Source organism: Thermostichus sp. MS-CIW-38 (genome assembly GCF_054058415.1).
The window spans coordinates 19,905-43,696 of record NZ_JBSSAH010000025.1 but is presented as its reverse complement, the minus strand read 5'-3'; the positions used below and the strand labels follow the sequence as shown (position 1 = coordinate 43,696).

Here is a 23,792-nt window from a genome sequence, read left to right as displayed (position 1 = left end):
TTTAAGTGTGGACACTGTGGATGGGAAGGGGATGCGGATTTGAATGGTGCGAATGTGATTGCGCTTTTGGGGGCTGCTGTAAACCAGCCTAGAGGCCCGTGGTTGGCTTGCCAACTGCAGGGCTACCGAAAGCCCGCCCTGTACTGCGAAGCAGTCAGGGTCGGGTAGTTTACGTAGGGCTGTTGCGACGGGAAGTGGATGGGCAGGGGATCACCGACCGGTACCGTCTGGCACCTCTGGGTCGGCAGTTGCTGCAAGATCTGGAGAGGGATGAAGCTTTTGCCGGGATCTCGGCAAGCTGGGCAGACCACCTGCAGAATAGGCTGACCCGCTGGCGGCTGCTTCCCTGAGGATCCCCTACACTGGATCCAACGTTCAACGCCGCTCTCGAGGGGGGATATGGTACGGCCAAGGTTGATGCGTGCGCCCGGATCCCTGGCACTCCAACGTCCACTCCAAACCTCTTTGCAGCGGCGCAGCCAAGCAATTAACCGGCGCAGCAAGTCTATCTACCGCAAAACCCGCTCCCTCTACCGACGCAACTTGCCCCTTTATCTGCGCAATTTGCTGTTGCAATACCGCACCAGCCTTATCTACAACCTCAAAGCCAGGCCTGTCAGCAGAACCCGTCGAGGATAGCAAGCCCCCCTCTGGATCCCAGCACAACAGTCTTCACCCCGTCGGAGTTGGTGATGGAGATTGTCCACCCCCAAGCCTGTGTAACCCCGTAGGAGGGGTACTTCTTGCAGGAGACTATTGGATTGTGAAGCGGCCAACTCCCACCTTCTCGCCGTTGACATCAATCTCGACGCGGTAGCGGCCGGTGTAGGGCTGGCTGAAGCTCAAATAGCCTTGCACCGTGTCGCCGGGATCCCAGGGAACATCTAGCCTGCGGATCAGTTGCTCGCCCCCGGCTTCTCCGCCCTCGTAGTACCAGAGCATCTCCACCTTGGCGTTGACAGGAAGGTTGCCCACTGGCAAGATGGCCCAGATCAAGGTGTCAGTGGTCTTGAACTCGGTTGTGGCCTCGCCAGGGCTGCCGTCCCCCCGACCTCGGTACAGGCCGATTGTCCTTAGCCCCGCCTCTTTGGGGGTTCCTTGGCTGTAGGCACGGGCATCCGCCTGCGCTTCCTGACCTAGGCGATCCAGCTCGGCCAGCAAATCTTCCTGCTGCTTCAGGGCATCGGTTGCTTCCTGCAGCCACCGGGCGATCTGCCGCTCTGCGGTTGGGGCTTCCGAAACCGGGGAAGAAGGCTGTGCAATCGCCCCGCTGAGGTTGCGAATGGGAAAACCCTGAGCTGTCCCCACCTCGCTGCCCAGTAAGTTCAGCCAGCGGCTTCGCACTTCGGACGTCATCTCTGGCTTTGCGGCATAGGCAATGCGCACACTGCCGCTTGGGCCTCGGGTGATCCGGCCAATCTCATGTTCCTCAACTCCACTCACCGTTCCACGACAGCCAGCACTGCGAAACTCGTAGAGCACATCTTCTTCGCTCTCCCGATGGAACTCCCAAGTCGTTTGGGGACAGTTGGCCAGGAGGTTGTCCCGCATGTGGTTGGCGAGAAAGCGCGGCGATCCCTGGACATGAACGTCCATGACGGAGAGCATCTCTCTCCAAGAGGCCAAGCTCTCTCCAGGCCGTGTGAGAAGGGTTAGAGTAACCCCTTCTAGGACTTGATGATCGGCGAAAACCCACTCCCCTGGATCCCCCTCGATGACGACGTTTCCCGATGGGCTGAGGAAAGCGGATGCAAACAGCAGGCTGGCAAAAAGATTCAACACAATGCCCTTCCTTATCCTGGGATTTGTACTTGAAAATGAGATAGGACGACTTTCAAGCCGCTCACTGGGCAAGCAAAGAAGGGCTGGACAAAGCGGCTAGAGTCTTCGTCGTTGCCGTTTGCAAGGCTCACCTCAGGAAAATCTCGATAGATCCCTACAGCTTGATTTTGCTGACCTTACCAAAACGTCAATTGACCCCCCCAAAACATTGACCAGCCTAGCACAATTGAGCTCAATTCTGAACCCCACTTTGCAGAAATGTTGTGTTTTTCTGATGAGTATATCCATTTACATTGAAAAGACAGCAGCCTGTTCGTTCAGAAACCTCATGGCAATTGAAAGCTGGTTACTGTAGTAAGTCACTGCGGCCAACTGAAGAGGAGATCTTTCCGATGATCAACCAGTTATCCCCCAAGGTCTCCAGCCGGGGCTCCACCAGTTGCCAGCTCTGGTTGACATCAGGGATCCCCTCCCCTGCTACCGGGGTTGGCGCAGCGGCTCCGCCTAGGATCTTGGGAGCGATGAAGGCGGCTACTTTCTGGATCGCCCCATCTTTGAGGGCTGCCCAGGCCAGCGTACCCCCGCATTCCCAGAGGGCGCTCAGACACCCCCGCTGAAAGAGCACTTGTGCCACCCGCGAGGGGGTTACCTGGGGCAGATGCAGCAGCTCCACCCCCTGCTTGGCCAGGGATCCCCAGAGGGGATGGATCTTTGGGGCTTCCGTGATCACCAATGTCGGCGCTTCTTCCACCTGCCACAGATGGGCGACGGGAGGTAGGTTCAGGGAACGGCTGAGGACCACCCGCAACGGCTGGGATCCCTGCAACTCCGCCAGGCGACAGGTGAGGCGCGGATTATCCTGCCAAACGGTTCGGGATCCCACAATCACCGCATCGTGCCAGGCCCGCTGTTGGTGTACCCACTGCCGCGCCGGAGAGTTGCTGATCCAGCGGCTGTGGCCGGTGGCGGCGGCGCTCTTGCCATCCAGGGTCATGGCGTATTTCAGCAGGCCGAAACACTGTTGCCGCACAATGGCGAAGGCAAACCCCTCGTTCAGCTCCTGGCACTCCCGCTCCAGCACTCCCACCGTCACGTCGATCCCCGCCTCCTGCAGGCGGCGGATCCCTTTGCCAGCCACCAAGGGATTGGGATCCTGCATCCCCACCACCACCCGCCGGATCCCGGCAGCTAGGATGGCCTCGGTACAAGGGGGAGTGCGCCCATAGTGGTTGCAGGGCTCCAGGTTGACGTAGAGCGTTGCCCCTCTGGCCAGGGATCCCGCCTGTTGCAGAGCCAACACCTCCGCATGGGGCTGCCCTGCCCCCGGATGAACGCCTTCCCCCACCACCCGATCCCCCTGCACGATCACGCAACTCACCCGCGGATTGGGAGAGGGACGCTGAGGTGTGGAACGGGCCAGGGATAGACACCGTTCCATCCACTGCTGATCCGAAATCATAAAATGGGCATCCGCTCCAGAGCGGCTCAAGCCGGTGACAAGGCTGCCAACTTGCGGTTGAAAGCTGCAATTGCCTTGGATTCTAGCTCTGCCACCTGCAATGCGTAGTCGCGGGCGCGGGCCTTTTGTTCGTTGCTGACAATCTCTCCCGAACGCAGGCGATCCAACAAATCGAAGGGATCCAACACCTCATCCATCGGGAAGCGGCCCAGATGAATCATGATCGGCAGGCATATTCTTCGCCAAGAATCAGAGCGGAAGTGAGCGTGGGTGATTCCCTCTCTCCCAGCTTGAGGGTGGGACGAGCCTTGCGGCCAACCACCACCTGGCGATGGGTCTCGATCACTGCTCTGGCCCGATCCAGATCTTGATTTTTCCAATCCACAGCCAGCCTGAGGCGGTGGGCGATGAAATCCGCAGTGGCGATGTAGAGCAGAGAAGGATCAAAGCATAAACCCGCGTCTGGGCAGTTGACGCCACCGTTGCACAAAACGCCGGGAAGGTGATCCCCGCCTCCACCACCGTGGTCACCCCTGAGCGGATCCCCGCCTCATCCGCCGGCAGACAAAAATCCCCCACCGACGTGAAAACCCAGTTGCCCGATCTCGTCCAATCCCTGGTCGGGATCCAGCAGATGTGCGTTGATAAACAGGGTGGCAGCCACCAGAACTCCTGTCAACAAGGCGTTAGACCGGTATTGCGGCAAGGTAAAACACTTTTTTCTTGCAATTTGTAGGCTCAACTACAAAATCCGACGCGGAGAAGACCGCAATCTGAGCGTGATACCGGCTACATCTGCCGTTTCGACAAACAGGCTCTAATATTGGGATGGTTATTCTAGGAGCTGCCTTCATGACCTCTTCCCCCCACCTGACCGCTGCAGAGAGGGCAGCGGGTTCTGCCAACGGGCTGAAGGAGGCATCCCTGTTTGGGGAACGGGATCCCTTGGCCCATTCCCTTCAAGTCAACGAAGCCTTCAACCGCAGGAACAACCTGTTGAACCGTCGCCTGCAATTGGTGGAAGAACTCTGGGAATCGGTGATTCTACAGGAGTGCGGTCAGTCTCTGGTGGATCTGTTGCAGCGACTGCGTTCCATGTGTTCCCCAGAAGGACAAGCCCTGGAGTACCCGATCCCAGAGGTACTACAAATTATCGAGTACCTCAGCCTCGACGCCACCATCCAAACGGCACGGGCCTTTGCCCTCTTCTTCCAGTTGATCAACATTGTTGAACAGCACTACGAACGGGCAGAAGACTCGGACATGCGCATGGTGGATAGCCAACAACGTACCGTGCGAGAAAACGAAAAATTTGAACGGCTGTTCCCTTACCTGCGGGCTCAAGGGGTGCCGCCGGGCCTACTGCGCAGATTGCTAGAGCAGTTGCACATTCGCATGGTCTTTACCGCCCACCCCACCGAGATCGTCCGCCACACCATCCGCGAGAAGCAACGAGCTTTCTCTCGCCTGCTCGGCCAACTGGATTGGGCAGAACAAACCCAGCCTTTGCAGGCCCAGATGATAAAAGAACAGATGGCGGAAGAAGTTTTGCTTTGGTGGCGCACCGACGAGTTGCATCAGTCCAAGCCGACTGTTTTGAACGAAGTCGATTACACTTTGCACTATTTTGAAGAGGTGTTGTTTCAGGCCATCCCCCTGCTGCACGAGTACCTCAGCCGCAGCTTGAAAAAGGCTTTTCCCAGCGTCGAGCCACCGCCGGCAGGATTTTGCAACTTCGGCTCGTGGGTAGGCGGGGATCGGGATGGCAACCCTTCCGTCACCGCCGATGTTACCTGGCAAACGGCTCGCTATCAGCGCAACCTCATCCTGGGCAAGTACATCGAATCGGTGAAGGCTCTCACCAAAACCTTGAGCATTTCCCTGCATTGGGGGGATGTGGACAGCCAACTGCTGGATGCCCTTGAGCAGGATCACCGCCTCATGCCCGAGGTTTACGAATCGTTTTCGCTGCAATATCGCCAGGAGCCTTACCGCCTCAAGCTCAGCTACATTCAGCGGCGGCTGGAGTTGACGCGGGAGCGCAACCGCAACTTGGCCGACTCCGCTTGTTTGCCCACCCCTCCCCCCGTGGACAACGCCTATGCCAACGCAGAAGAATTTCTGGCCGACTTGCAGCTTATCCAGAAAAGCTTGAAAAACAGCGGCCTTTCCTGCCGTCAGTTGGATCATCTCATTCAACAGGTACAGGTGTTTGGCTTTCACCTGGCCCATCTGGATATCCGCCAAGACAGCAGCTACCACGAAGCCGCTCTCACGGAGATTTTCGAGTACTTGCGCATTTTGCCGCGTCCCTACAACGAGATGACGGAAGAGGAAAAAACCGCCTTTCTCCTGCAGGAGCTACAAACACGTCGGCCTCTGATACCGCTGGAGATCGCCTTTTCCGAGAAAACGGCAGAGCTGATCGCCACCTTTCGCACCCTGCGCCGCATGCAGCAGGAATTCGGCTTGGCCATTTGCCAAACCTATGTGATCAGCATGAGCCGCCAGTTGAGCGACCTGTTGGAGGTGCTGCTGATGGCCAAGGAGGTGGGGCTCTACGATCCCATTAGCGGTCGCGGATCCCTGGCGGTGGTGCCGCTGTTTGAGACCGTCGAAGACCTGAAGCGGGCCCCGGAAGTTTTGCGGCAGTTGCTGGAGATCCCTTTCTATCGCCAGTACTTGGCTCAGCAGGGGAATCTACAGGAGGTGATGCTGGGCTACTCCGATAGCAACAAAGATTCCGGCTTTTTGAGCAGCAACTGGGAGATTTACAAGGCTCAACAACGCCTGCAGACGGTGGCCGAATCCTACGGGGTGAAGCTGCAGATCTTCCATGGCCGGGGCGGTTCGGTGGGCCGTGGAGGGGGCCCGGCTTACGAGGCCATCTTGGCTCAGCCAGGGCGCAGTGTGGGGGGCCGCATCAAAATTACCGAACAGGGAGAGGTGTTGGCCTCCAAGTATTCCCTCCAGGATCTGGCCATTTTTAACCTGGAAACCGTCACCAGCGCCGTGATCCAGGCCAGCCTACTGCGCACCTACCCCAACGATCTGCACGAGTGGTCGCGCCTGATGGAATCCTTGGCGGAGCGCTCCCGGCAGGTGTACCGTAACCTGGTCTATGAGCAGGAAGGTTTTGTGGAGTTTTTCCACGAGGTCACCCCCATTGAAGAGATCAGCCAACTGCAGATCAGCTCCCGTCCCGCCCGCCGCAGCGGTAGCCAAAAAGACATCGGATCCCTGCGGGCCATTCCCTGGGTATTCAGTTGGACGCAAAGCCGCTTTCTCTTGCCGGCCTGGTATGGGGTTGGCACCGCCCTACAAGAATACGTGGCCAGGGGCGAGCACAACCTCAACCACCTGCAGCACCTGTATCGCGAATGGCCTTTCTTCCGCATGGTGATCTCCAAAGTGGAGATGACTCTGGCCAAAGTGGATCTGCAAATAGCGCGTCACTACGTGCGGGAGATGAGCTCTCCAGAGCGTCTAGAGCGGGCGATGGAGCTGTTTGAGTGTATTGCCCAAGAAATGCACCGTACTCGCACAATAGTGCTGCAGATTACGGGCCACAGGGAACTGTTGGAGAACGACCCTTATTTGAAGCGCTCGGTGCAGTTGCGCAACCGCTCTATTGTGCCCTTGGGCTTTATTCAAGTCTCTCTCCTCAAGCGCCTGCGGGAGCGTCAGGGATCCCGCACCGGACGAACACGCTACGACCGAGCTGAACTTCTGCGTGGAGCTTTACTTACCATTAACGGCATTGCCGCCGGGATGCGCAACACAGGCTGAGGGATCCGACTAATTGACCCTGGCGCTGCTTCTATCAAGTTCAGATCGGCATTGAGAGCCTATCAGAACAGATCGTCATCATACTCTTCTGGCTCCACCTCTACTGGCTCTACTTCGACAACGCGGCGGGAAGGACGGCGGGGGGGTTCATCTGCGTAGCTTTCCCCTTGGTCTTGGGGCAACCGTGGGGGACGGCGACGAGTAGCTGTACCTGTGCTGCGCTCTTCCTGCACATCCACATCCTCTGGATACTCTTCGGTGGCAGGACGACGGGGGCGGCGGGCCTCTGGCGGCGGTGCTGGTTCATCGTAGTCCGTATCCTGACGCGGGCGGACCCCTGGCTCCTCGTAATACTCATCCCCTTCGGGTCGGCGGCGTGGACGCACACGGGTATCGCCGGTCAGTTGGGGCCTGGGGCGACGGCTAGGATCTTCACCACTGCGCCCAGGAATGGAGCGACTGTAAGAGGATGTATCGCGGATACGGGATCCCTCGGCCCGGGTGGAAACCGTGCGTCCTTGGGCATAGCCATCCGGGGAATAGGTGCGGACAAAGCCTTGCCGCCGAACGGTCGGACGAGCCCCGCCCACCTGCCGTGCCTTTTCACTCAAGAGGATGCGCAACCGGAAAGTTTCGAGGGCAAACCAGCCGGCCATCACCGCCAACAGCACCTGGGCAAAGAACAGCAACGGAATGAGCCGCTGACCTTCCAAGAGCAAACAGACGGAATAGATCAGGCCCATCGTGGCAAAAATCACGTCGTACTCAGCGGAGGCCTCGCGCTTGATGAACCGAACCGCAAAGATGGCTCCACTGGCAATCGCCACCAGCGCTGCCATCAAAAAGTAGGGGCTTTGGGTGAGAAACATGCCAGGGATCCCTAAACGATGAAGACGGGAGAGCGTTGAGCCTTATCCATTCCACAGCCGATCCTAGCATTGATCCTCCTGGTGGCACGGACAACAAAACCCAGGTTTGGGTGTAGGGACGGGATCCCTCTTCAATAAAAGGGATCGGTGCTAAAATCGGCAGCATCTTCCTGCATGTTCCATGCTGTATCTGGCACGGGTACACAAAAAAAGTCTCTTCGGCCAGGGGGAGCTGCAGCTCTTGGCCCGGCAGGCCGAGGACGGGGTTTGGATGCCGCTGCGCAAGCCAGAAGGGGTCACCTGCAAAGAGGTTGGCCCTTACAACATTGGGGTGTTGCTGCTGGTTGAGCTTTCGGAAGAGCGGCAGGTACGGCGGGTGGAAGAGGCAGCCATGAAGCTGGTGGAGATGTTGCACAACCTATCCCGAACCCACAGTCTGGTGGATCTGTCGGAGATTGAAAGCTGGCGGCAATCCTTGACTCGGCAAAGCCAAGAGCTGAGCCGTCGCGAAGCAGAGGTGGCCGCTCGCCAAGAGCAACTGCAACAGTGGGAAAACCGTCTGCGAGAAAAGCTGTCTCCTTGAGCTCTCAGATCTACTCTTATCTTAAGTAGAGTCATTTTAAGCTAATTGAGAAGCCCCCCAAGTGCTCTGTGCCGCTGCCATCACCCCATCTCCCAAAAAGAAAGGGGAGCTGGATGGAAATGTTTCATACCTGTTTAAAATGACTGTAAGTCCAAGTAAGTCTATGAGTGAATCTGGATGTTCTGCGCCTTCCCAAATCAGTAGTGATACGACCCGGATCAACTTGAGTTAAGCCATTCTTTTCCCCCAGAATAAGCGGGGCAAATCCGGGATCCATCATGCCCCATGTTGCCCATGGCAACAGACTGTCCCACCTCCAGTGTAGAAATCCCCCGACTTTAGTCGGTGAGAGTGTCAACCCTGTGCTGGTGCTGTATGGATCGATCAAACAGTGCTGAGATCTGGCCTTAACTCGCGGGCACCTCGCAGATAAACATGCTGCATGTCCGCTTGAGCAAGTGGAGTATTCAACTGGATCAAAACCCGAATGCAACGGGGTAAGTCGCCGCTCACCTCCATCTGTTGCACATCCAACAGAGGCACCGACTCCCAACCGGGGCGACGACGAGCAAACTGGGCGGGAAAAGCTGCATTTAAATCAGGGGTAACGGAAAAAATAACGCTGACTAGTTCAGCCGGATCGAGGGCGTTGCGGTGCTCTAGCGTATCCAGCAGCTCAGCCACCGCCGCGCCAATGGCCTCGGCACTGTTTGTAGGTACGGTGATGGCTCCCCGAATTGCTCTGACTCGCCACCCCAATGGCCACACCCTCGCGCGCTTGAGCTCGCCTTGCTTCCAGAAAATTATACAGACTCATCCCTGTTGGGATCCCATCCCTCTGGGGAAAACCAGCCCCCATCGCCTAGCTGGGCTGCAGGAGCTTTTCCAGGATCTGCTCGTGGCTGAGGCCGGAGTCCACCCAGGCTTCTCCCTCTTTGAGGCGGGCAGCAGCGGTTACGACAAACAAATTGCTCTTCGCTCCCAAAGCCTCGCTGGCGGTTTGCACGCAGAGCAAATCCTGGCCGGTTAGCTGGCTAAACCAGGTGGCCAACAGCCCTGCCTCCAAAAAGCCCATCGGACGCTTGAAATGGGGAGGCGTGACGGCAGCGAAGGGGGAATTGCGAATCGACACCACCAGCACTCCTTGATCTTTGTAAGTCCAGTCGATCTCGATCAATCCCCAGCCATGAGCTTTCCAGGCTTGTCTCAGACTTTGCAGAAAGGTGCCCATCTCTAGCTCGGCCAAAGGCTTCTGGTAGTAGTCGGAGAGTTCTTGGGCAAAACGGCGGAAAAACTCCTTGCCCCACATCCGACCACAGTTGCGCAACACCAAACGAGCAGCCTGGCCGGTCTCGTATTCCAGGCCCGTGTAGATGCCCCGCAGCAATGCCTCTGGAAGGGCCAAGAGACGTTCACCGTGGCGACTTTCCAGTAAGCCCGATTCCAAATCGCTTCGCAGATAAGCGCTGGGTGTGTAGTAGTTGGCCAAAACGGGCGTGTAGGGATCAAAGGTGACTGAGCCATTGGAGATAGAGCTAGTGCCGGTCATAAGGGATCCCCTGGTTATCCAATCCAAGTCGTTATTGAGCTTTAAGCATCCAAATAGGAGCAGGGTGCAGTTGACAGTTCGTTGGTTGTTGAGCTGGGAGAACGGTTGTTTACGCTCCAAATCTTATGGCGATCCCTCCAGCAATTGAATACCCCTTGGGCAGATTTACTACAACGCTAACATTAACTCCAACGACACTGAAGTCTCCGGCTAGTTGAGATAGAGCGCTCTAGCACCGAAAAATGCAAAAAGCAAAAAAGTATCTAGCTCTAAAACAGCAAGGCCACCTGTACCTGGGTGATCAAAGGGCGGATAAACTCCAACTCTCCAGGAGCCAAATGGTCTCTCAGCTCCTGCTGGAAAATCCGATAGGCAACCTCATAAACCCTCTGCAGCCCGTACAGGCGCACCTCTTCTTCCATCCACTCGAGCAGCCGCTCCTTCAGGAGGTTTTCGTCCTGCAGCAACATGGCCATAGCGCTGTGACGCAGCAGCAACAGCAGGTGTCGCCGGCACAGATCCAACACTTGGGGAGAAAGGTCGGGCATCTCCTTTTGCAGGGCATCTAGGGTTTTGCTCACCACCTGGCTCTCCCGTTCCCGCAAAACTCGGTACACATGTTGTCGTTTTGGCCAGCCGAGAACATAGGCCTTCAGATGCTCCAGCTCCTCTGGCTTGAGGTAGCGGGCTTCCGACTCGATCAGCATCTGCTCCAAGGGGCTTACCATCTCGCTTCTTCCGGATGTCAGTGGGTGCTAGGAGACTCAAAACAAGCTGAACAGATCTGCCAAGGTGATCTGCTCTTCTTCCGGCTCGGGTTCCGGTGCTGCCGACAGGGATCCCAGAGAATGCGCGGCCAAACTCAGGGGATCCCCGGCCCAGGGGATGGAGCCAAAATGCTCCCGCACTTGCAGAAAAGGCATCGGCAGAGTGCGCCTCTGTAGGGGGCGGTTATCCCAATTTAGACGGGCAAAAAAGCTTTGCACCGAATCTTCTAAAGCAATCTTCCAGGTCATGCCTTGGCTACTCCCTGGCCTGAACGCAATTTTTGGGCAATTTCGCTGGCACTGGCCCCTTCGTTTAGCCAGAAGGCAGCCGCATCGATGCGATCTTTGCTGCCGAGCAAAAACTTGCAGTAGCTTTCTCCCATGGAGTAGCACTGGATCTCGATGCAGTTCAGTTGCCGTTCCACCATGGTGCTAAAAAAGCCGGCAAACAATCCGGCGTAAAGATGACAGACAGGTTTGCCCACATCCCCCAGGGTACGGGCCACGGCGGAGTCAAAGAGGTTGATGAAAATAAACCCTTGCCGCCGACTCTCGGTCTCCACCTCCCAGCGCCCCCATCCTTGCGAGGTCAGAGGCCACCACCAGGTTTCCAAGAGAAACATGAGATTACTCTGCTTGGGGTGGCGCCGATATTCCTCCTCAAACCAGCGGGAAAAATGGAGGGCATCGTTGCGTCCCCACTCTCGGCCAATGGTGTACATCAGAGAAGCCGAGGCATCTCCCACTTCTTCCTCCAGGCCCTGCTGTAAACCCAGGATAAAGTCTTCGCTCACCAAGACATTGCGGGCGCCCGTCCAGTCCACAAGGGATCCCTGGGAGAGGTCAAAGCGAAAAAAGTCTTCGCGGCTGTAGTGGTTATGCCGTTGGGCGGCGGGCTGAAGCGGTATCTCAATGGGGGCAGTCGTCATGGTTGGGTGAGGAGAGATCAGATTTTTTAACACTCCTTATCATACCCTTCTTAATTGGCATTTTTACCAAAAAACTGGGTCTAAAGCCTCGTCCTCAAGGCCTCCGGCCCGCTGACGCAGTTGCAACAGCGTTGCGGAGCAATGGGGGACGGCTTTGGGATAGACTCAGGGCGACGGCAGGGTAGTCAACCACTCCAAAAACCCAGCAGGAGTGGGTCAACTGGAGAAAACTGCCCTCAACAGAAAAGCCCTGAGTTGTTGTAAAGATTTATTCAAAAATTGGGAAGAAGAGCTGTACAGGGATCCGGAGCAGTACTTAAGACTGAGGCCTGACCTTGATGAAAGCAATGGCAGACCGCCACAGCAGCGACTCCCGCCCCTCGGCATCGGCTAAACAGAGGCAATCGGGATCCTGCCAGCGCAACTGGCCGACGAAGACATCTCCGGTATTGAGTTTGACCTCGAGGGTTTCCCGATCCTTGATGACCTTCTGCAGGCGACGCACGCTCGGGATCCCGGTGTTGAAATCGGTCACGACAGCCCTATCAGCCAGCGAGAAACGGTATGTCAGCAAGCCCACTGCCCCCAGTATAGGGGATCCCTGCCGCTTCCCACTGCCCCTCCACCACACTTCCACAACTTGGGCTCAAAACTCGCCCTCATCTTTGCCCATTTTTTCTGCTGGCGAGTACTATGTAGGGGGGATGGCGCTTAGAAAAGCGGTAAACCTTTCGAGTTCGCCGTCTTTTTTAAGCGAATCTACGGGTGTTCTCCCCGAAAAAAGCCAGCACAATAGGGCTAGGGTGATAGAGGGTGCGGCTGTCGCCCTAGGGAAGGTGAATCCTCAGCTGGGATCCCTTCTACATGCCATTTTGCCGCCGAGTTGTCTGTCCTTTTCAACCCTCATCAGTATCAGCAGTATCAGTGCAGGAGAGATCGTTATGGCAGTAGAGAAAGTGAACTCCTCGTCCAGCTTGGCCGAAGTGATCGATCGCATCTTGGATAAAGGTATCGTGGTCGATGCCTGGGTGCGGGTTTCTTTGGTTGGGATCGAGCTGTTGGCCATTGAAGCCCGCGTCGTTGTGGCTTCTGTGGAAACCTACCTGAAGTACGCTGAGGCTGTGGGTCTGACGGCTACTGCTGCTGCTCCTGCCGTCTAAATCTGCCTAACCAAAATCACTCAACCAAGGAAAGTGCCCACAACCCTCTCGCCTTGAGCATCGCAATGGTTGGATGAGTTATGCTCTCTGGGCGGAGGCGTAGGAAGCTAGCCGTCGGAAAGCGAGGCAGGGATCCACCGCCGGTCTCTGCCTTGCTTCTGCGGGTTTTGTTCGAGGATTGAGTCTTGCAGCCGCACTGAGCTACAGGTTGGCAGTGCCATCGAGTTGGGAACAGGCAGAGAAGCTGTATCCACCCAAGCATTGAAAACGACGTGAGGGATTGGAGATCATGAGTTTGCAGGAACAATGGGCCATGGCCCGCAGCCAGCGGGTGGCTCAGAATCGAAGTTTGTTAAGCCGATCCCGGCAGCAGCGCCTAGAGCAGCACCAAGCCCTGATGGTTGAGCTGGGGCAGCGCCGCCAGCAACGACAAGAAGCAATACGGCACCAGACGGAGCAAACCCACAGCCAATTGCAGAAACTGAGGCAGGAGCGGGCTGTGAGGCGATCCCTGGACGAATGCTCCCGTTCGGAAGCGGCGGCTCAGCGGGCCAAGTCGGTGGCAGAGCGTCTGGCTCGCCTGGAGCGGGAACGGGCTGCTCAATTGGAAGTCAGCCGGCAGCAATTGCAGGCTTTCCGGGCTAACTTGACTGCGGCTGTGGAGCATTTGCTGAGCACCTATACGCAGGCTCGGCAGGCGATGGCCGACAAAACTCAGCAAGCGCGGCAGTCTTTTTGCGCCGATTTGCGGCAGTGGGTACAGGCTCTCCGGCAAATGGCTCGACAGGAGCTGGCTCAGATGGCTCAGGAACAGCAAGCCCAGGCCCAGGCCCTGCGGGGATCCCTGGCCACTTTCCGGGCGGAGTTGCATAAGCAGGTGTGGGGCAATGGGATCCCTGTCCTCGCCCCAGAACCTGAGGTCTCTATTTCCGGTGAAGGTTCTGGCAGTTCCGTTGAGATTGCCGGTGAGGCGCCAATATCTGCCTCTGACTCAACGCCCATAGCCGAAGACCAAGCCCCGGTGGAGCCGCCTGCTCCCGTCTCTGTTCCCCAGCCCCAGCCCTCGGAGGGTTTAATAACGCCTGAACCCCCTGAAGTTCCGCCTACTGTTGAGAAACAGGTAGATCCCATCCTTGACTATGTCAACAAGTATGTGAGTGATCTACAAGCGCAGGATCCCAACTTGACCCTGCTGCAGGTAATTGGGGATCGGGAACGGGTGCGGGATTTGTTGGCCCGCGGCGCGGTGGATCTGGGGTTGGATCCCTCGGAAATCTTGGCTACGCTGCGGCGCATGGTGTCGGGGACGGTCGCAGTTTAGTTGTGCCGAGCGCAGGAAGAACATCCGGGCTATAGTCAAGGCAAAGGAGTCTAGGGCAGCAAAGAGGTTGAGTATCTCCATGGCCACGGTTCTGCAGGCGCGTCCCCGCCAGTTCGTGAACACCCCCTACATTGAGCGGATTACCCGCCGCGCTTTGCGCTATTTGCAATCGGGCTTTGCGGTGCATTTGCGGGGGCCTTCGGGTACGGGCAAAACCACTTTGGCGATGCATCTGGCCAGCCTGCTGGGCCGCCCCATCATGCTGATCTATGGGGATGACCGCTTCGATTCTTCCGACCTCATCGGGGGGCGCACCGGTTTTACCCATCGGCGGGTGGTGGACAACTTCATTCACTCGGTGGTGAAGACGGAGGAGGATGTGCAGCAGCGCTGGGTGGATGCCCGCCTCACCTTGGCTTGCCGAGAGGGGTTTACCCTCATCTACGACGAGTTCAATCGCTCCCGCCCTGAGGCCAACAATGCTCTCCTGAGTGCCTTGGAGGAGAGGCTGCTGGTGTTGCCGCCGGACAGCAACCGCTCGGAATATCTGCGGGTGCATCCCCAGTTCCGGGCCATTTTTACCTCTAACCCGGAGGAATATACCGGGGTTCACAGGGCCCAAGATGCGCTGCTGGATCGGATGATCACCATCGATATGGGGGAGCCGGACATCGAGACCGAAAAGGAGATTCTCACCTCGCGAATAGGCTTATCCGGCCCCGACGCCCTCAAGATCGTCCACATTGTGCGGGCTTTTCGCCGCAAGTTGGATCTGACGCGCCACCCCAGCCTGCGCAGTTGTTTGATGATCGGGCGCATTGTCAAGGAACATGAGCTGGCGGTCAGCAAAGAGAATGCCGATTTTCGCGCTTTGTGTGCGGATGTGCTGTTGCCCCGGGCTGGCAAGCGCTATGAAGAGGGATCCCAGCTGCTGAATCATCTGCTAGACCAACTGCCTGGCTGAGTCTTTTGCCTGTTGGTACGCTTTGGAGGTCGATGAACTCTGTGCCGATTAGCTCTCAACCCTTGACCACGGCTACTCATGGCTCCTCGCTGGCCGATGTGCTGGAGCGGGTGCTGGACAAGGGCATTGTGATCGCCGGAGACATCACCGTTTCGGTGGGCAATGTGGAGTTGCTGAATGTGCGCATTCGCCTGCTGATTTCTTCGGTGGATAAGGCCAAGGAGATCGGCATCAATTGGTGGGAGTCGGATCCCTACCTCAACAGCCAGGCGCGGGAGCTGCTGGAAGCCAACCGACAGCTCATGCAGCGGGTTGCCGAATTGGAAAGACAGCTTGCCCAAGCTCTGCCCCAGGGGGGAAAGGGAACGGACCCATAGGCTGCCCCCCGCCATTGTGACCTGGATTGACGGGCTAGACTGGCTGCTGGGGTGGTTTGACGGGGTGATGGGGCATGGCTTTGGAGATGGCGTTTGACCGGAAGGGTTGGCAGCGGCTAGGGACGCTGGGCTGGGCTGTGGGTGTGGTGCTGGCCCTTGGGATCCCGGCCTGGGGTCAAAATCCTCGTGCCATCAGCATCAGCGCCGATGTGCAGGAGGCCAACGCCAACACAGGGGTTTTTACGGCCATTGGCAATGTCACCCTCAGTTTTCCTGCCGAGCGGCTTACGGCCCGCGCCCAAAGAGCTGTGTATTACAGCCAGGAGCAACGCATTGAGCTGGAGGGCCAGGTCATCATCAACCAAGGGGAAAATCAGTTGCAAGCAGAGAAGGTCATCTACCACATCGACAAGGGCACCATCCAGGCAGTGCCATCGGCAGGGCGGCAAGTGGAGTCCATCTACGTTTTGCCGGAGCCCAGCTCAAGTCCTTAGCTGATCCCCACACTTTTTTCCAGCAGCACGGACTCAGCCAACACGGCTATACCGTGATTTCGTCACCGATCATCCCAGCCTGCAGGGTTTCCCTCACCCCCAACCCCTCTCTCAAAAGGAGAGGGAAGCCAGGGACAGACATAACAAATCGTTTCATTGCTGTTTGAAATGACTACATTTGAAATGACTACACATGGGGCAGCGCTGGAAACGAGCTCGGGGAATGTCGGCTTAGATCCGTTTAGGATGTAGTAATTCATTTAGGATGTAGTAGTTCGGGCGGCAGACTTTTTCCCTGACTCTGAATCAAAGGATGGCTGATGGATGTTCGGGATCCGAGTTCCTCACCCCTGGCAACGAGAGGCACAGGTCACTCCAGAAGAGATGTTTTTCAGCCGGCGGCAATTTCTAGCGCAACTGGGATCCGTTGGGGTGGGAGCCAGTTTTTCTATTTTTGGGTTTGGCAGCAGGGGAGCTGCTCCCTCGGTAGAACGAGAGCTGAGGGGGATCCCACTCAACCCCCACTTTTCGGATGTGGGCAGGCCCGTCACCGAGGAGATTGTAGCTGCTCGTTACAACAACTTTTACGAGTTTGGCTCCGGAAAGCGCGTCTGGCGGGCTGCACAGGCTTTGCCCACGGATCCCTGGACTGTCGAGATTACCGGGCTGGTGCGGCATCCTCAGCGGTTGGGCCTGGAAGATCTGTTTAACTTCCCCCTCGAAGAGCGCATCTATCGCTTTCGCTGTGTGGAAGCCTGGGCGATGGTGGTGCCGTGGTTGGGCTTTCCGATGCGGCTGTTGCTGGAACGGGTGGATCCCTTGCCGACGGCTCGATTTGTCCGCTTTACTTCCTTTTACGATTCGGAAATCATGCCTGGCCCGATCTGGCCCCCCAACTTGCCTTGGCCCTACACGGAAGGGTTGCGGATCGAGGAAATGGCTAACGAGTTGGCCTTTTTTGCCCTCGGCGTTTATGGCAAGCCGTTGCCCAAACAGCACGGAGCGCCAATTCGCATGGTAGTTCCCTGGAAGTATGGCTTTAAGGGGGGAAAATCCATCGTCAAAATCGAGCTTTTGGATCATCAACCCTCTACGTTTTGGAATACCCTCGCCCCTGAGGAGTATGGATTTGAGGCCAATGTGGATCCTAGGGTGCCCCACCCCCGCTGGTCACAGGAGCAGGAAGTCTTGATCGGTTTCGGATCCCGTTCCCAGTGGCAAATCGTTCCCACCTTGCCCTACAACGGGTACGGAGAGTATGTTGCCCACTTATATGGCTGAACTTGTATGCCTGAAGACGCCCACGAAAGGATTCGAACCTCCGACACCTGGGACCGGAACCCAGTGCTCTAGTCCACTGAGCTACGTGGGCAATGCAACTGCATTAACCATCATATCTGCTGACTTTCAGTTCTGCCAAGGGGGCAAAGCTGCGGCGGTGCTGCGGGGTGGGCCCCAAGTTCTGCAACGCCAGTCGGTGCTCCCGCGTGCCATAGCCAGCGTTGGTGCGCCAGCCGTAGCCGGGGTACTGCCGATCCCAGCTCTGCATCAAGGCATCTCGCCAGACTTTGGCCACAACTGAAGCAGCGGCAATGGAGAGGCTGATGTGATCCCCCTTGACCAGGGCCGTTTGCCGGGATCCCAGCTCGGCCAGCGGCAATCCATCCAGCAAAATGTGTTCGATTGGATCCAACTTGGCCAAAGCCCGCTGCATGGCTAGCACCGTGGCCTGGCGAATGTTGAGCCGGTCGATCTCAGCAGCAGAGGCACTGCCAACGCCCACAGCCAAAGCCACCTGCCGAATCCGTTCCGCCCATTGAGCGCGTTGCTGCGGACGCAGTTGTTTGGAATCCCTCACTCCCTCCAGTTCTTTGGGATCCATCTGGGCCGGCAAAATTACCGCCGCCGCCACTACCGGCCCGGCCAGGGCCCCCCGCCCCACCTCATCCACCCCCGCCACCCGCAGGATCCCCTGCTGCCAAAGGGATCCCTCCCAGATCAAACTCGGCCTTGCCCGCTCCACCATACTCCCATGCCTGCCCCTGGGCTTGAGAGCAGCGCCTAACTGCTGCGGGAGCGCCGTCGCCTGGAGGCTGCTGGAGATTGCTGGGCAGGGCTGATCCCCAGTTCCGCGGCTGGCTCGGCCAAGCTGCTCTGCACGGCTGACGGGAACGATTCAGCAGAGGAGATTTCGGGTTCCGAGGGTTCGGGTGGAGAAACGGTATCCAGCGGCTCCTTCTCCTGCAAGGCACCCGGTTCGGGCGCCAACTCCTCCGCCTGAGAAGTTGCCTCAGTCTCCACCTCTGGGCTACTTTCCACCTCGACAGTTCCCGGCAGAACCACCCTAACCGCCGTGTCTCGGCCCCAAGGCGGCGGCTGGTCAAGGAGCAACAGCGGCGACAGCCCCAACTCCGAGTAGACCCGTTGTTGTAACGGGGTCATCTCCACGGTGACGGTTTGCCGTACCGGAGCCGGACGGCCTTCTGAGGACTCCGTCCCGCTGGCGCGAACGGTGCGGGCTGGGGAAGTGTGATCTTTGCGTGAGGCGGATTCTGCCTCTTCCCCAGGGCCAGAACGGCGGGGTTCTTGACGCTTTAGGTCTGCTCCGCCCCCTGGCAGTTGCATCGGCTCTGGGGCTTCCTCTTCTACAGGAGTATCCAGGCTCCGAGCAACGAGGCGCTGGCCAGTGCGGGGATCCCCCCAGTCTTCACGGGGACGCTTGCGTCCCGTTTCAACCCGTGGCTCTTCCTCCAGATCGTCTGAAGTCGTAAAGGGATCCGGGCTGGGGCGTCGTTGTCCGGGGGCAGAGCGCGACCGCCGCAGCAGCGCACGGCTATCGCCTCGAGACAGCCCATCGCTCCCCACTCGCAGGCGTGCCCGTTGGGGGTTGCCATCGCGGGGCAGGATCGGGCCGGCCTCTTCCTCATCCCCTCCTTCCGCCTCGGTGGGTAGCGTTACCGTCAGGCCGCTTTCTATTGTTAACAGATGCCCTGGCTCGGCCCCCGGCAAGCGGGCCAGGATCCCCAGCCCCTCACAGGTAGGGCAAGAATGGCCGAAGATCTCATAAAGGCTTTGCCCCTGCCGTTTGCGGGTGAGCTCCACCAGCCCCAATTCCGACAGTTGGACCACCTGTGGGCGAGCTTTGTCGCTGGAGAGGGCCTTGTTAAAATGCTCCAAAACCAGCAACTGGTCGCGGCGGGAATCCATATCGATGAAGTCCACCACAATCACACCGGCAATGTTGCGCAGCCTCAATTGGCGGGCAATCTCGGTAGCCGCCTCACAGTTTGTCCACAGCACTGTCTCCCGAGAAGTGGCCGATTGGGTGAAGGAGCCCGAGTTAACATCAATTACCGTCAGGGCCTCGGTGGGCTCGATGATGATGTAGCCACCAGAGGGCAGATCCACCCGTGGCCGCAGCGCCTGCCGAATAACCGCGTTGACCCGAAAATACTCCAGAATGGGGGTGGGCTCGCGGTGGGCATCGACAACGACACCAGGGGGCATTTGGCCCTTGTTCCAGCCCTGCAGATAGCTACGGACTCGCTTCGCTCCTGCCGCAGAGTCGGTCACAATACGGTTCACATCGTCGGAGTAAACATCCCGCAGCACCCGCTGAATAAAGTCGTCATCCCGGTTGAGTAGCCCCGGCCCCCGTGCTGCCTGATACTGCTGTTGAATATCTTCCCAGAGTTTCTTCAATTGCTCCAGGTCGTCGATCATCGCTTCTTCGGACACACCTTCCGCTTCGGTGCGCACCAACAGGCCCATCTGCGGGGGTTTAATCAAAATGGCCAGGGATTTCAAACGGTTGCGTTCTTCTCGATCCTCGATGCGGCGGGACAGATGAACGCCTTTTCCGTAGGGTCGCAACACCAAATACCGCCCTGGAAAGGCCAAATCTCCGGTAAGCCTTGGCCCTTTGTTGCCGGTAGGCTCTTTCATCACCTGTACCAGCACCTTTTGCTGCGGCAAGACCAGCTCAGAAATCGAGGCATGACTTCGCTTGAGGCGCAGCGGGCCCAGGTCGCTGACGTGGATAAACCCATTGCGCTCTGCAGGGCCGATGTTGACGAAAGCGGCATCGATGCTGGGCAGAACGTTCTCGATGATTCCGACGTAAACGTCTCCCACTTGGTGAGCGCCGCTGGCGACGATCAGCTCCTGCACTTGATCTTCGGCGAAGACGGCTGCCACTCGATGTTGCTCGGCAATGACAATCTGCCTGGGCATTAACTTCCCTCCCCGCCCCAAGGGCACGCGGTTACGGGTTGAACCCTCATTCTGGCGAGGTGTTGTCCTTTTGCTGGGATCCGCTTAAGTTTCTTTGACCAGGATTGACTCATCATGGGGCTGTCCATTACCCTCAGCTCTACTTTGACGCTTGGCTTTGTTTCCTCTCCAATGGGTGAGGTGAGTTTAAGTGCATGTGAACTACCCAATGCTGGCTCTGGTGGGTACAGCGGGGGGCTTCTGCTGATTGGAAGGAAAACTCATCGGATGGGATGAATGGATTCGGTGAGGTTTGCATGGAGATTCATGGATGGGCTCAATCGATAGGCTCAGGGAGCAAGACGGCTCCGCCTCGGGAGATCGAACGCTGGCCCATTGCAGAACCCCAGTTGTGCGGCCCAGCCTGTTCGCGAAAGCGTCGCGTAGCGATAGTCCACAACAAGACAGGGTTTGCGCGCGGAAAGAAGCACCTTCTCAGGGTAAAATTTTCTGGTTAGATCTGGGCTAGGTCGAAGAGGTACACTTTTCTGTTGCACCTATCGACTCGACCCCATCACGCCTGTTACCTGCCCTGGGTACTGAGTTAAGAGTGTCTCCATTCCAAAATCCGGCCCAGCTTTTGCCTGCTGCTCACCCCGCCCTTGGTCAAGTTGATGCTTGGCGAGCCCCACAGCGGCAGGAGCCAGCAATAGCAGCATTATAGCGCTTGTGGGATCCCTCAGCCCAGACAGACCCTTAGCCCTTGGGTTGCTCCCAGAGGAAGTGCTCAATCTGGATTGGCTAGGGGGTTCTCCCACAACAGGCGCAGCCGCTTTGCCGTCTGTAGTGTCCAGCGGGGCAACCCCAATGACTCGGCCATTTGAACCAGATGGGTGGGCCTCAGGTAGGCGCCGTCGTTGCGGCAACTGCCCCGGTAAAGGAGGCGGGCACTGCCCTCAGGGGTCAAGCCCTGAAACTCTAGGTAGTACAGCAGGGCGCGGGCATTGAAGGGAGAGGAGTTGCCGGACTTAGAGGTTTTTTCAATCCAGATTTCCTGCGCATCCAGAATCTGGGTAACCCAGGCGGGCCAAGAGGACTCCATCCCGCTGACGCAAATGGCTTTGGGCAACTCGCAGCTCACCGTGAGCTGATATTCGGCGGCGTAAACGGCTGCGGTGGCCGAGGGATCCCGAAGGCTAATTTCTTGGACGGCTTGGATGGGGATCTCCGGGGGCAGCTGTTCGCTCAGAAGGGCGCGCAGTTTCTCAGGCGTCAGAGGACCTTCAGGCCGATCCAGCAGCTCCAGATCCAGGATTTCGCCATAGCCTTCCTGGCCGATGGGCAGAGCGTTGGCGTTGGCCAGGCGGGGCATGGGGTGGTAGCCGCCGCTGAAGGCCAGAGGTAACCCCGCTCGCCGACAGGCCCGTTCCCACAGGCGCATGAGATCCAGGTGGCCCAGCCAGCGCAGATCCCCGGTTTTGCCGTAGGTGATGCGGAAACGCTGGGCAGGTGGCTCCGGCTCCAGGGGATCCGGGGTGGGGGTGGGTTTGCTCTGCAGGGGCGGGACGGGCGGAGGGGGAATGACGATGTTGTGGCCGAAGCCGGGGCCGCAGATGCCGCAGGCGGAGCAGCCCTCGAAGGAGCAGTCTTCCACGGTGAGGGCTTCCAGGGCGCGGCGGTAGTCTTTTTGCAGCCATTTTTTGTCGATGCCGGTATCGATGTGATCCCAGGGCAAGGGATCCTCCAGGCCCAATTCCCGGATGGGGAGATGGGCGCAGAGGGCGACCGGATCGGCGGCAGGATCCACCTCTTCGCCGCAGTAGGCCCTCACCCAGGCAGCATAGGCGGTGTCGATGCTTTCCCACCAGGCATCCATGCCGGCACCGGCCCGCCAAGCCCGCTCGATCATGCGGCCTAGGGAACGATCCCCTTTGCCGATGAAGTCTTCCAGGATGCTGAAGCGGATGTCGGTGAAGTGGGCTTTGACGCCCCGCAGCCGCCGCAGCTCTTTCTGCAGCAGGGTTTGCTTGCGCTGCACGTCGGCGTAGTCCACCCGGTGCCACTGGAAGGGGGTGTGGGGCTTGGGGGTGAAGTTGGAGAGGGTGAGGGTAAACTCCACCCGCTTGCGACCCAGGGCTGCACATTCTCGCTGCAGCATCTCGACGGTGCGGGCGATCCCAATCACGTCGGCGTCGGTCTCGCCGGGCAGGCCAATCATGAAATAGAGCTTGATTTTGTCCCAGCCCTCTTGGGCAGCGGTGCGAATGCCGCGAATCAAGTCGGCATCAGTAAGGCCCTTGTTGATGATGTCCCGCAGCCTTTGGGTGCCAGCTTCGGGGGCAAAGGTGAGGCCGGAGCGGCGGGATCCCTTCATGATGGCGGCAATTTGCTCATCAAAGCGATCCACCCGCTGGCTGGGCAGGGAAAGGGCAATGTGTTCTCTGAGGAGACGGTTGTGCAGCTCCGCTCCCACCGCCGGCAGGGAAAGGTAGTCGGAGCAACTGAGAGAAGAGAGGGAAAATTCGTTGTAACCTGTTCTCCGCAAGCCCTGCACCACAGCCTCCACCACTGCTTCCGGATCCACATCCCGCGCTGGGCGGGTAAGCATTCCCGGCTGGCAAAATCGGCAGCCCCGTGTGCAGCCCCGCCGCACTTCCATCACCAGGCGGTCGTGGACGGTTTCCACCAAAGGCACCAGGCCGACGGAGTATTGGGGTTGAGGCAGGGCCACCCGACGGCGGATGCGCTCCGGCACCCCAGGCACGATGGGTCGAGGCGGGATCCCTTCGTAAAACTGGGGCACGTACACCCCCGGCACCTGGGCCAGCTCCAGCAAGACCTCTCGGCGGGGCTTGGACAGGGATCCGGCCAGCACTTGGCCAATTTCCGGCAGCACCTCTTCCCCATCTCCGAAGACGAAGAAATCGAAAAAGTCGGCAAAGGGCTCCGGGTTGGAGGTGGCGGTTGGCCCGCCGGCAAAGATCAGAGGGCACTCTTCCGGGGTGAAGGGTTGCCGTTCCGACCACCTGAGCGGGATCCCGGCCAGATCCAGCATCTCCAGAATGTTGGTGCCCCCCAGCTCGTAAGCCAGGCTGAAGCCAATGATGTGAAAGGCGCGCAGAGGGCGGCGGGATTCCACGGCAAACAGCGGGATCCCCAACTGCCGCAGGCGGGCCGCCAGATCCGGGCCTGGCAAGTAGGTGCGGTCACACAGTTGATCCGGCTGGGCGTTGAGGATGTTGTAAAGGATGAGGTGGCCTAGGTTGGAAGCTCCCACCTCGTACAGCTCTGGATAGCTCAGCACCCAACGCACCCGCGCCGAATCCCAAGGACGGTGGACGGCACCGAACTCTTTGCCCAAGTAGCGGGCTGGCCGCTGAATCTCAGGGGTAAGCAGGCGATCCAGATCGATGGGACTCAGATGCGGTTCAGTTGCAGCCAGAGAGAGCATGGGGATCCGCCGAGACGTTGACACAGTCACTGATCTGACTCTAGCCGAACTTTTCCAGCAACCCAAACGAAGGGAGAAGCACTTTG

24 protein-coding genes, 1 tRNA gene and 1 pseudogene are annotated in these 23,792 nt (G+C 58.3%); 11 read left to right on the top strand and 15 right to left on the bottom strand.

Annotation, left to right across the window (positions count from 1 at the left end):
- The 3 genes and pseudogenes from ACVWXZ_RS09615 to ACVWXZ_RS09605 form a co-directional block, all read left to right on the top strand.
- Positions 1–168: pseudogene (locus ACVWXZ_RS09615) on the top strand (RNA-guided endonuclease TnpB family protein); the annotation flags it as partial.
- Between the two features lie 14 nt (positions 169–182).
- Positions 183–350 (top strand): hypothetical protein, encoded by a 168-nt coding sequence (locus tag ACVWXZ_RS09610; protein WP_457482448.1) that lies wholly within the window; start codon positions 183–185, stop codon positions 348–350.
- Positions 351–417: 67 nt separating this feature from the next.
- A complete protein-coding gene (locus ACVWXZ_RS09605; RefSeq protein ID WP_457482450.1) occupies positions 418–639 on the top strand; it encodes a hypothetical protein in 222 nt (73 codons plus the stop codon).
- Positions 640–753: 114 nt separating this feature from the next.
- Here the strand turns inward: ACVWXZ_RS09605 and ACVWXZ_RS09600 are convergent, their stop codons facing one another.
- From ACVWXZ_RS09600 to ACVWXZ_RS09585, 4 genes are all read right to left on the bottom strand, one after another.
- Positions 754–1,782, bottom strand: coding sequence for a hypothetical protein (locus tag ACVWXZ_RS09600; RefSeq protein ID WP_457482447.1), 1,029 nt, complete (start codon positions 1,780–1,782; stop codon positions 754–756).
- Between the two features lie 346 nt (positions 1,783–2,128).
- Positions 2,129–3,241 carry a bifunctional diaminohydroxyphosphoribosylaminopyrimidine deaminase/5-amino-6-(5-phosphoribosylamino)uracil reductase RibD gene (gene ribD / locus ACVWXZ_RS09595; protein ID WP_457482446.1) on the bottom strand — a complete coding sequence of 371 codons (1,113 nt, stop codon included), beginning with the start codon at positions 3,239–3,241 and terminating at the stop codon, positions 2,129–2,131.
- A 26-nt stretch (positions 3,242–3,267) separates the two neighbouring features.
- Positions 3,268–3,462, bottom strand: coding sequence for a hypothetical protein (locus ACVWXZ_RS09590; protein ID WP_011433441.1), 195 nt, complete (start codon positions 3,460–3,462; stop codon positions 3,268–3,270).
- 121 nt (positions 3,463–3,583) lie between these two features.
- Entirely contained in the window at positions 3,584–3,820 is a 237-nt protein-coding gene (locus ACVWXZ_RS09585) for a hypothetical protein (protein WP_148202738.1), read from the bottom strand.
- 273 nt (positions 3,821–4,093) lie between these two features.
- On the opposite strand from ACVWXZ_RS09585, the gene ppc reads away from it, so the two are divergent.
- On the top strand, positions 4,094–7,030 hold the full coding sequence (gene ppc, locus ACVWXZ_RS09580; protein WP_457482445.1) for a phosphoenolpyruvate carboxylase: 2,937 nt from the start codon (positions 4,094–4,096) through the stop codon (positions 7,028–7,030).
- Between the two features lie 62 nt (positions 7,031–7,092).
- Here ppc and ACVWXZ_RS09575 read toward each other — a convergent pair whose 3' ends face one another.
- On the bottom strand, positions 7,093–7,899 hold the full coding sequence (locus ACVWXZ_RS09575; RefSeq protein ID WP_457482444.1) for a Ycf66 family protein: 807 nt from the start codon (positions 7,897–7,899) through the stop codon (positions 7,093–7,095).
- Positions 7,900–8,080: 181 nt separating this feature from the next.
- On the opposite strand from ACVWXZ_RS09575, the gene ACVWXZ_RS09570 reads away from it, so the two are divergent.
- Positions 8,081–8,482 carry a hypothetical protein gene (locus ACVWXZ_RS09570; protein WP_414330894.1) on the top strand — a complete coding sequence of 134 codons (402 nt, stop codon included), beginning with the start codon at positions 8,081–8,083 and terminating at the stop codon, positions 8,480–8,482.
- Between the two features lie 384 nt (positions 8,483–8,866).
- Here ACVWXZ_RS09570 and aroH read toward each other — a convergent pair whose 3' ends face one another.
- From aroH to ACVWXZ_RS09540, 6 genes are all read right to left on the bottom strand, one after another.
- Positions 8,867–9,241 carry a chorismate mutase gene (aroH, locus tag ACVWXZ_RS09565; protein ID WP_011433434.1) on the bottom strand — a complete coding sequence of 125 codons (375 nt, stop codon included), beginning with the start codon at positions 9,239–9,241 and terminating at the stop codon, positions 8,867–8,869.
- Positions 9,242–9,344: 103 nt separating this feature from the next.
- Positions 9,345–10,031 (bottom strand): V4R domain-containing protein, encoded by a 687-nt coding sequence (locus ACVWXZ_RS09560; protein ID WP_011433433.1) that lies wholly within the window; start codon positions 10,029–10,031, stop codon positions 9,345–9,347.
- Between the two features lie 269 nt (positions 10,032–10,300).
- A complete protein-coding gene (locus ACVWXZ_RS09555) occupies positions 10,301–10,759 on the bottom strand; it encodes a globin family protein (RefSeq protein WP_041436599.1) in 459 nt (152 codons plus the stop codon).
- A gap of 36 nt (positions 10,760–10,795) precedes the next feature.
- Positions 10,796–11,047, bottom strand: coding sequence for a hypothetical protein (locus ACVWXZ_RS09550; RefSeq protein ID WP_457482443.1), 252 nt, complete (start codon positions 11,045–11,047; stop codon positions 10,796–10,798).
- Entirely contained in the window at positions 11,044–11,727 is a 684-nt protein-coding gene (locus ACVWXZ_RS09545) for a V4R domain-containing protein (protein WP_414427600.1), read from the bottom strand. Before ACVWXZ_RS09545 ends, ACVWXZ_RS09550 begins: the two co-directional genes overlap by 4 nt.
- Positions 11,728–12,043: 316 nt before the next feature.
- Positions 12,044–12,364 carry an Hfq-related RNA-binding protein gene (locus ACVWXZ_RS09540; RefSeq protein ID WP_414415719.1) on the bottom strand — a complete coding sequence of 107 codons (321 nt, stop codon included), beginning with the start codon at positions 12,362–12,364 and terminating at the stop codon, positions 12,044–12,046.
- A gap of 304 nt (positions 12,365–12,668) precedes the next feature.
- On the opposite strand from ACVWXZ_RS09540, the gene gvpA reads away from it, so the two are divergent.
- The 6 genes from gvpA (at position 12,669) to msrP (ending at position 17,324) form a co-directional block, all read left to right on the top strand.
- Positions 12,669–12,887 carry a gas vesicle structural protein GvpA gene (gene gvpA, locus ACVWXZ_RS09535; RefSeq protein ID WP_011429717.1) on the top strand — a complete coding sequence of 73 codons (219 nt, stop codon included), beginning with the start codon at positions 12,669–12,671 and terminating at the stop codon, positions 12,885–12,887.
- A gap of 289 nt (positions 12,888–13,176) precedes the next feature.
- Positions 13,177–14,208: a gas vesicle protein GvpC gene (gene gvpC, locus ACVWXZ_RS09530; RefSeq protein ID WP_457482442.1), complete on the top strand. Its 1,032-nt coding sequence runs from the start codon at positions 13,177–13,179 to the stop codon at positions 14,206–14,208.
- A 79-nt stretch (positions 14,209–14,287) separates the two neighbouring features.
- Positions 14,288–15,172 (top strand): gas vesicle protein GvpN, encoded by an 885-nt coding sequence (gene gvpN, locus ACVWXZ_RS09525; RefSeq protein WP_457482441.1) that lies wholly within the window; start codon positions 14,288–14,290, stop codon positions 15,170–15,172.
- A 32-nt stretch (positions 15,173–15,204) separates the two neighbouring features.
- Positions 15,205–15,549 (top strand): gas vesicle protein, encoded by a 345-nt coding sequence (locus ACVWXZ_RS09520; protein WP_049749583.1) that lies wholly within the window; start codon positions 15,205–15,207, stop codon positions 15,547–15,549.
- Positions 15,550–15,623: 74 nt separating this feature from the next.
- Positions 15,624–16,043 (top strand): LptA/OstA family protein, encoded by a 420-nt coding sequence (locus ACVWXZ_RS09515; RefSeq protein ID WP_011433424.1) that lies wholly within the window; start codon positions 15,624–15,626, stop codon positions 16,041–16,043.
- A gap of 324 nt (positions 16,044–16,367) precedes the next feature.
- Positions 16,368–17,324 (top strand): protein-methionine-sulfoxide reductase catalytic subunit MsrP, encoded by a 957-nt coding sequence (gene msrP / locus ACVWXZ_RS09510; RefSeq protein ID WP_457410565.1) that lies wholly within the window; start codon positions 16,368–16,370, stop codon positions 17,322–17,324.
- 17 nt (positions 17,325–17,341) lie between these two features.
- Here the strand turns inward: msrP and ACVWXZ_RS09505 are convergent.
- The 4 genes from ACVWXZ_RS09505 to ACVWXZ_RS09490 all read right to left on the bottom strand — a co-directional run bounded on the left by ACVWXZ_RS09505 (position 17,342) and on the right by ACVWXZ_RS09490 (position 23,706).
- Positions 17,342–17,415: transfer RNA gene (locus ACVWXZ_RS09505), tRNA-Arg, on the bottom strand.
- A 12-nt stretch (positions 17,416–17,427) separates the two neighbouring features.
- A complete protein-coding gene (locus ACVWXZ_RS09500; protein WP_011433421.1) occupies positions 17,428–18,069 on the bottom strand; it encodes a ribonuclease HII in 642 nt (213 codons plus the stop codon).
- 35 nt (positions 18,070–18,104) lie between these two features.
- Positions 18,105–20,276 carry an Rne/Rng family ribonuclease gene (locus ACVWXZ_RS09495; RefSeq protein ID WP_457445390.1) on the bottom strand — a complete coding sequence of 724 codons (2,172 nt, stop codon included), beginning with the start codon at positions 20,274–20,276 and terminating at the stop codon, positions 18,105–18,107.
- A 766-nt stretch (positions 20,277–21,042) separates the two neighbouring features.
- Complete coding sequence (locus tag ACVWXZ_RS09490) at positions 21,043–23,706, bottom strand: TIGR03960 family B12-binding radical SAM protein (protein WP_457482449.1); 2,664 nt, start codon at positions 23,704–23,706, stop codon at positions 21,043–21,045.
- Positions 23,707–23,792 lie beyond the last annotated feature (86 nt).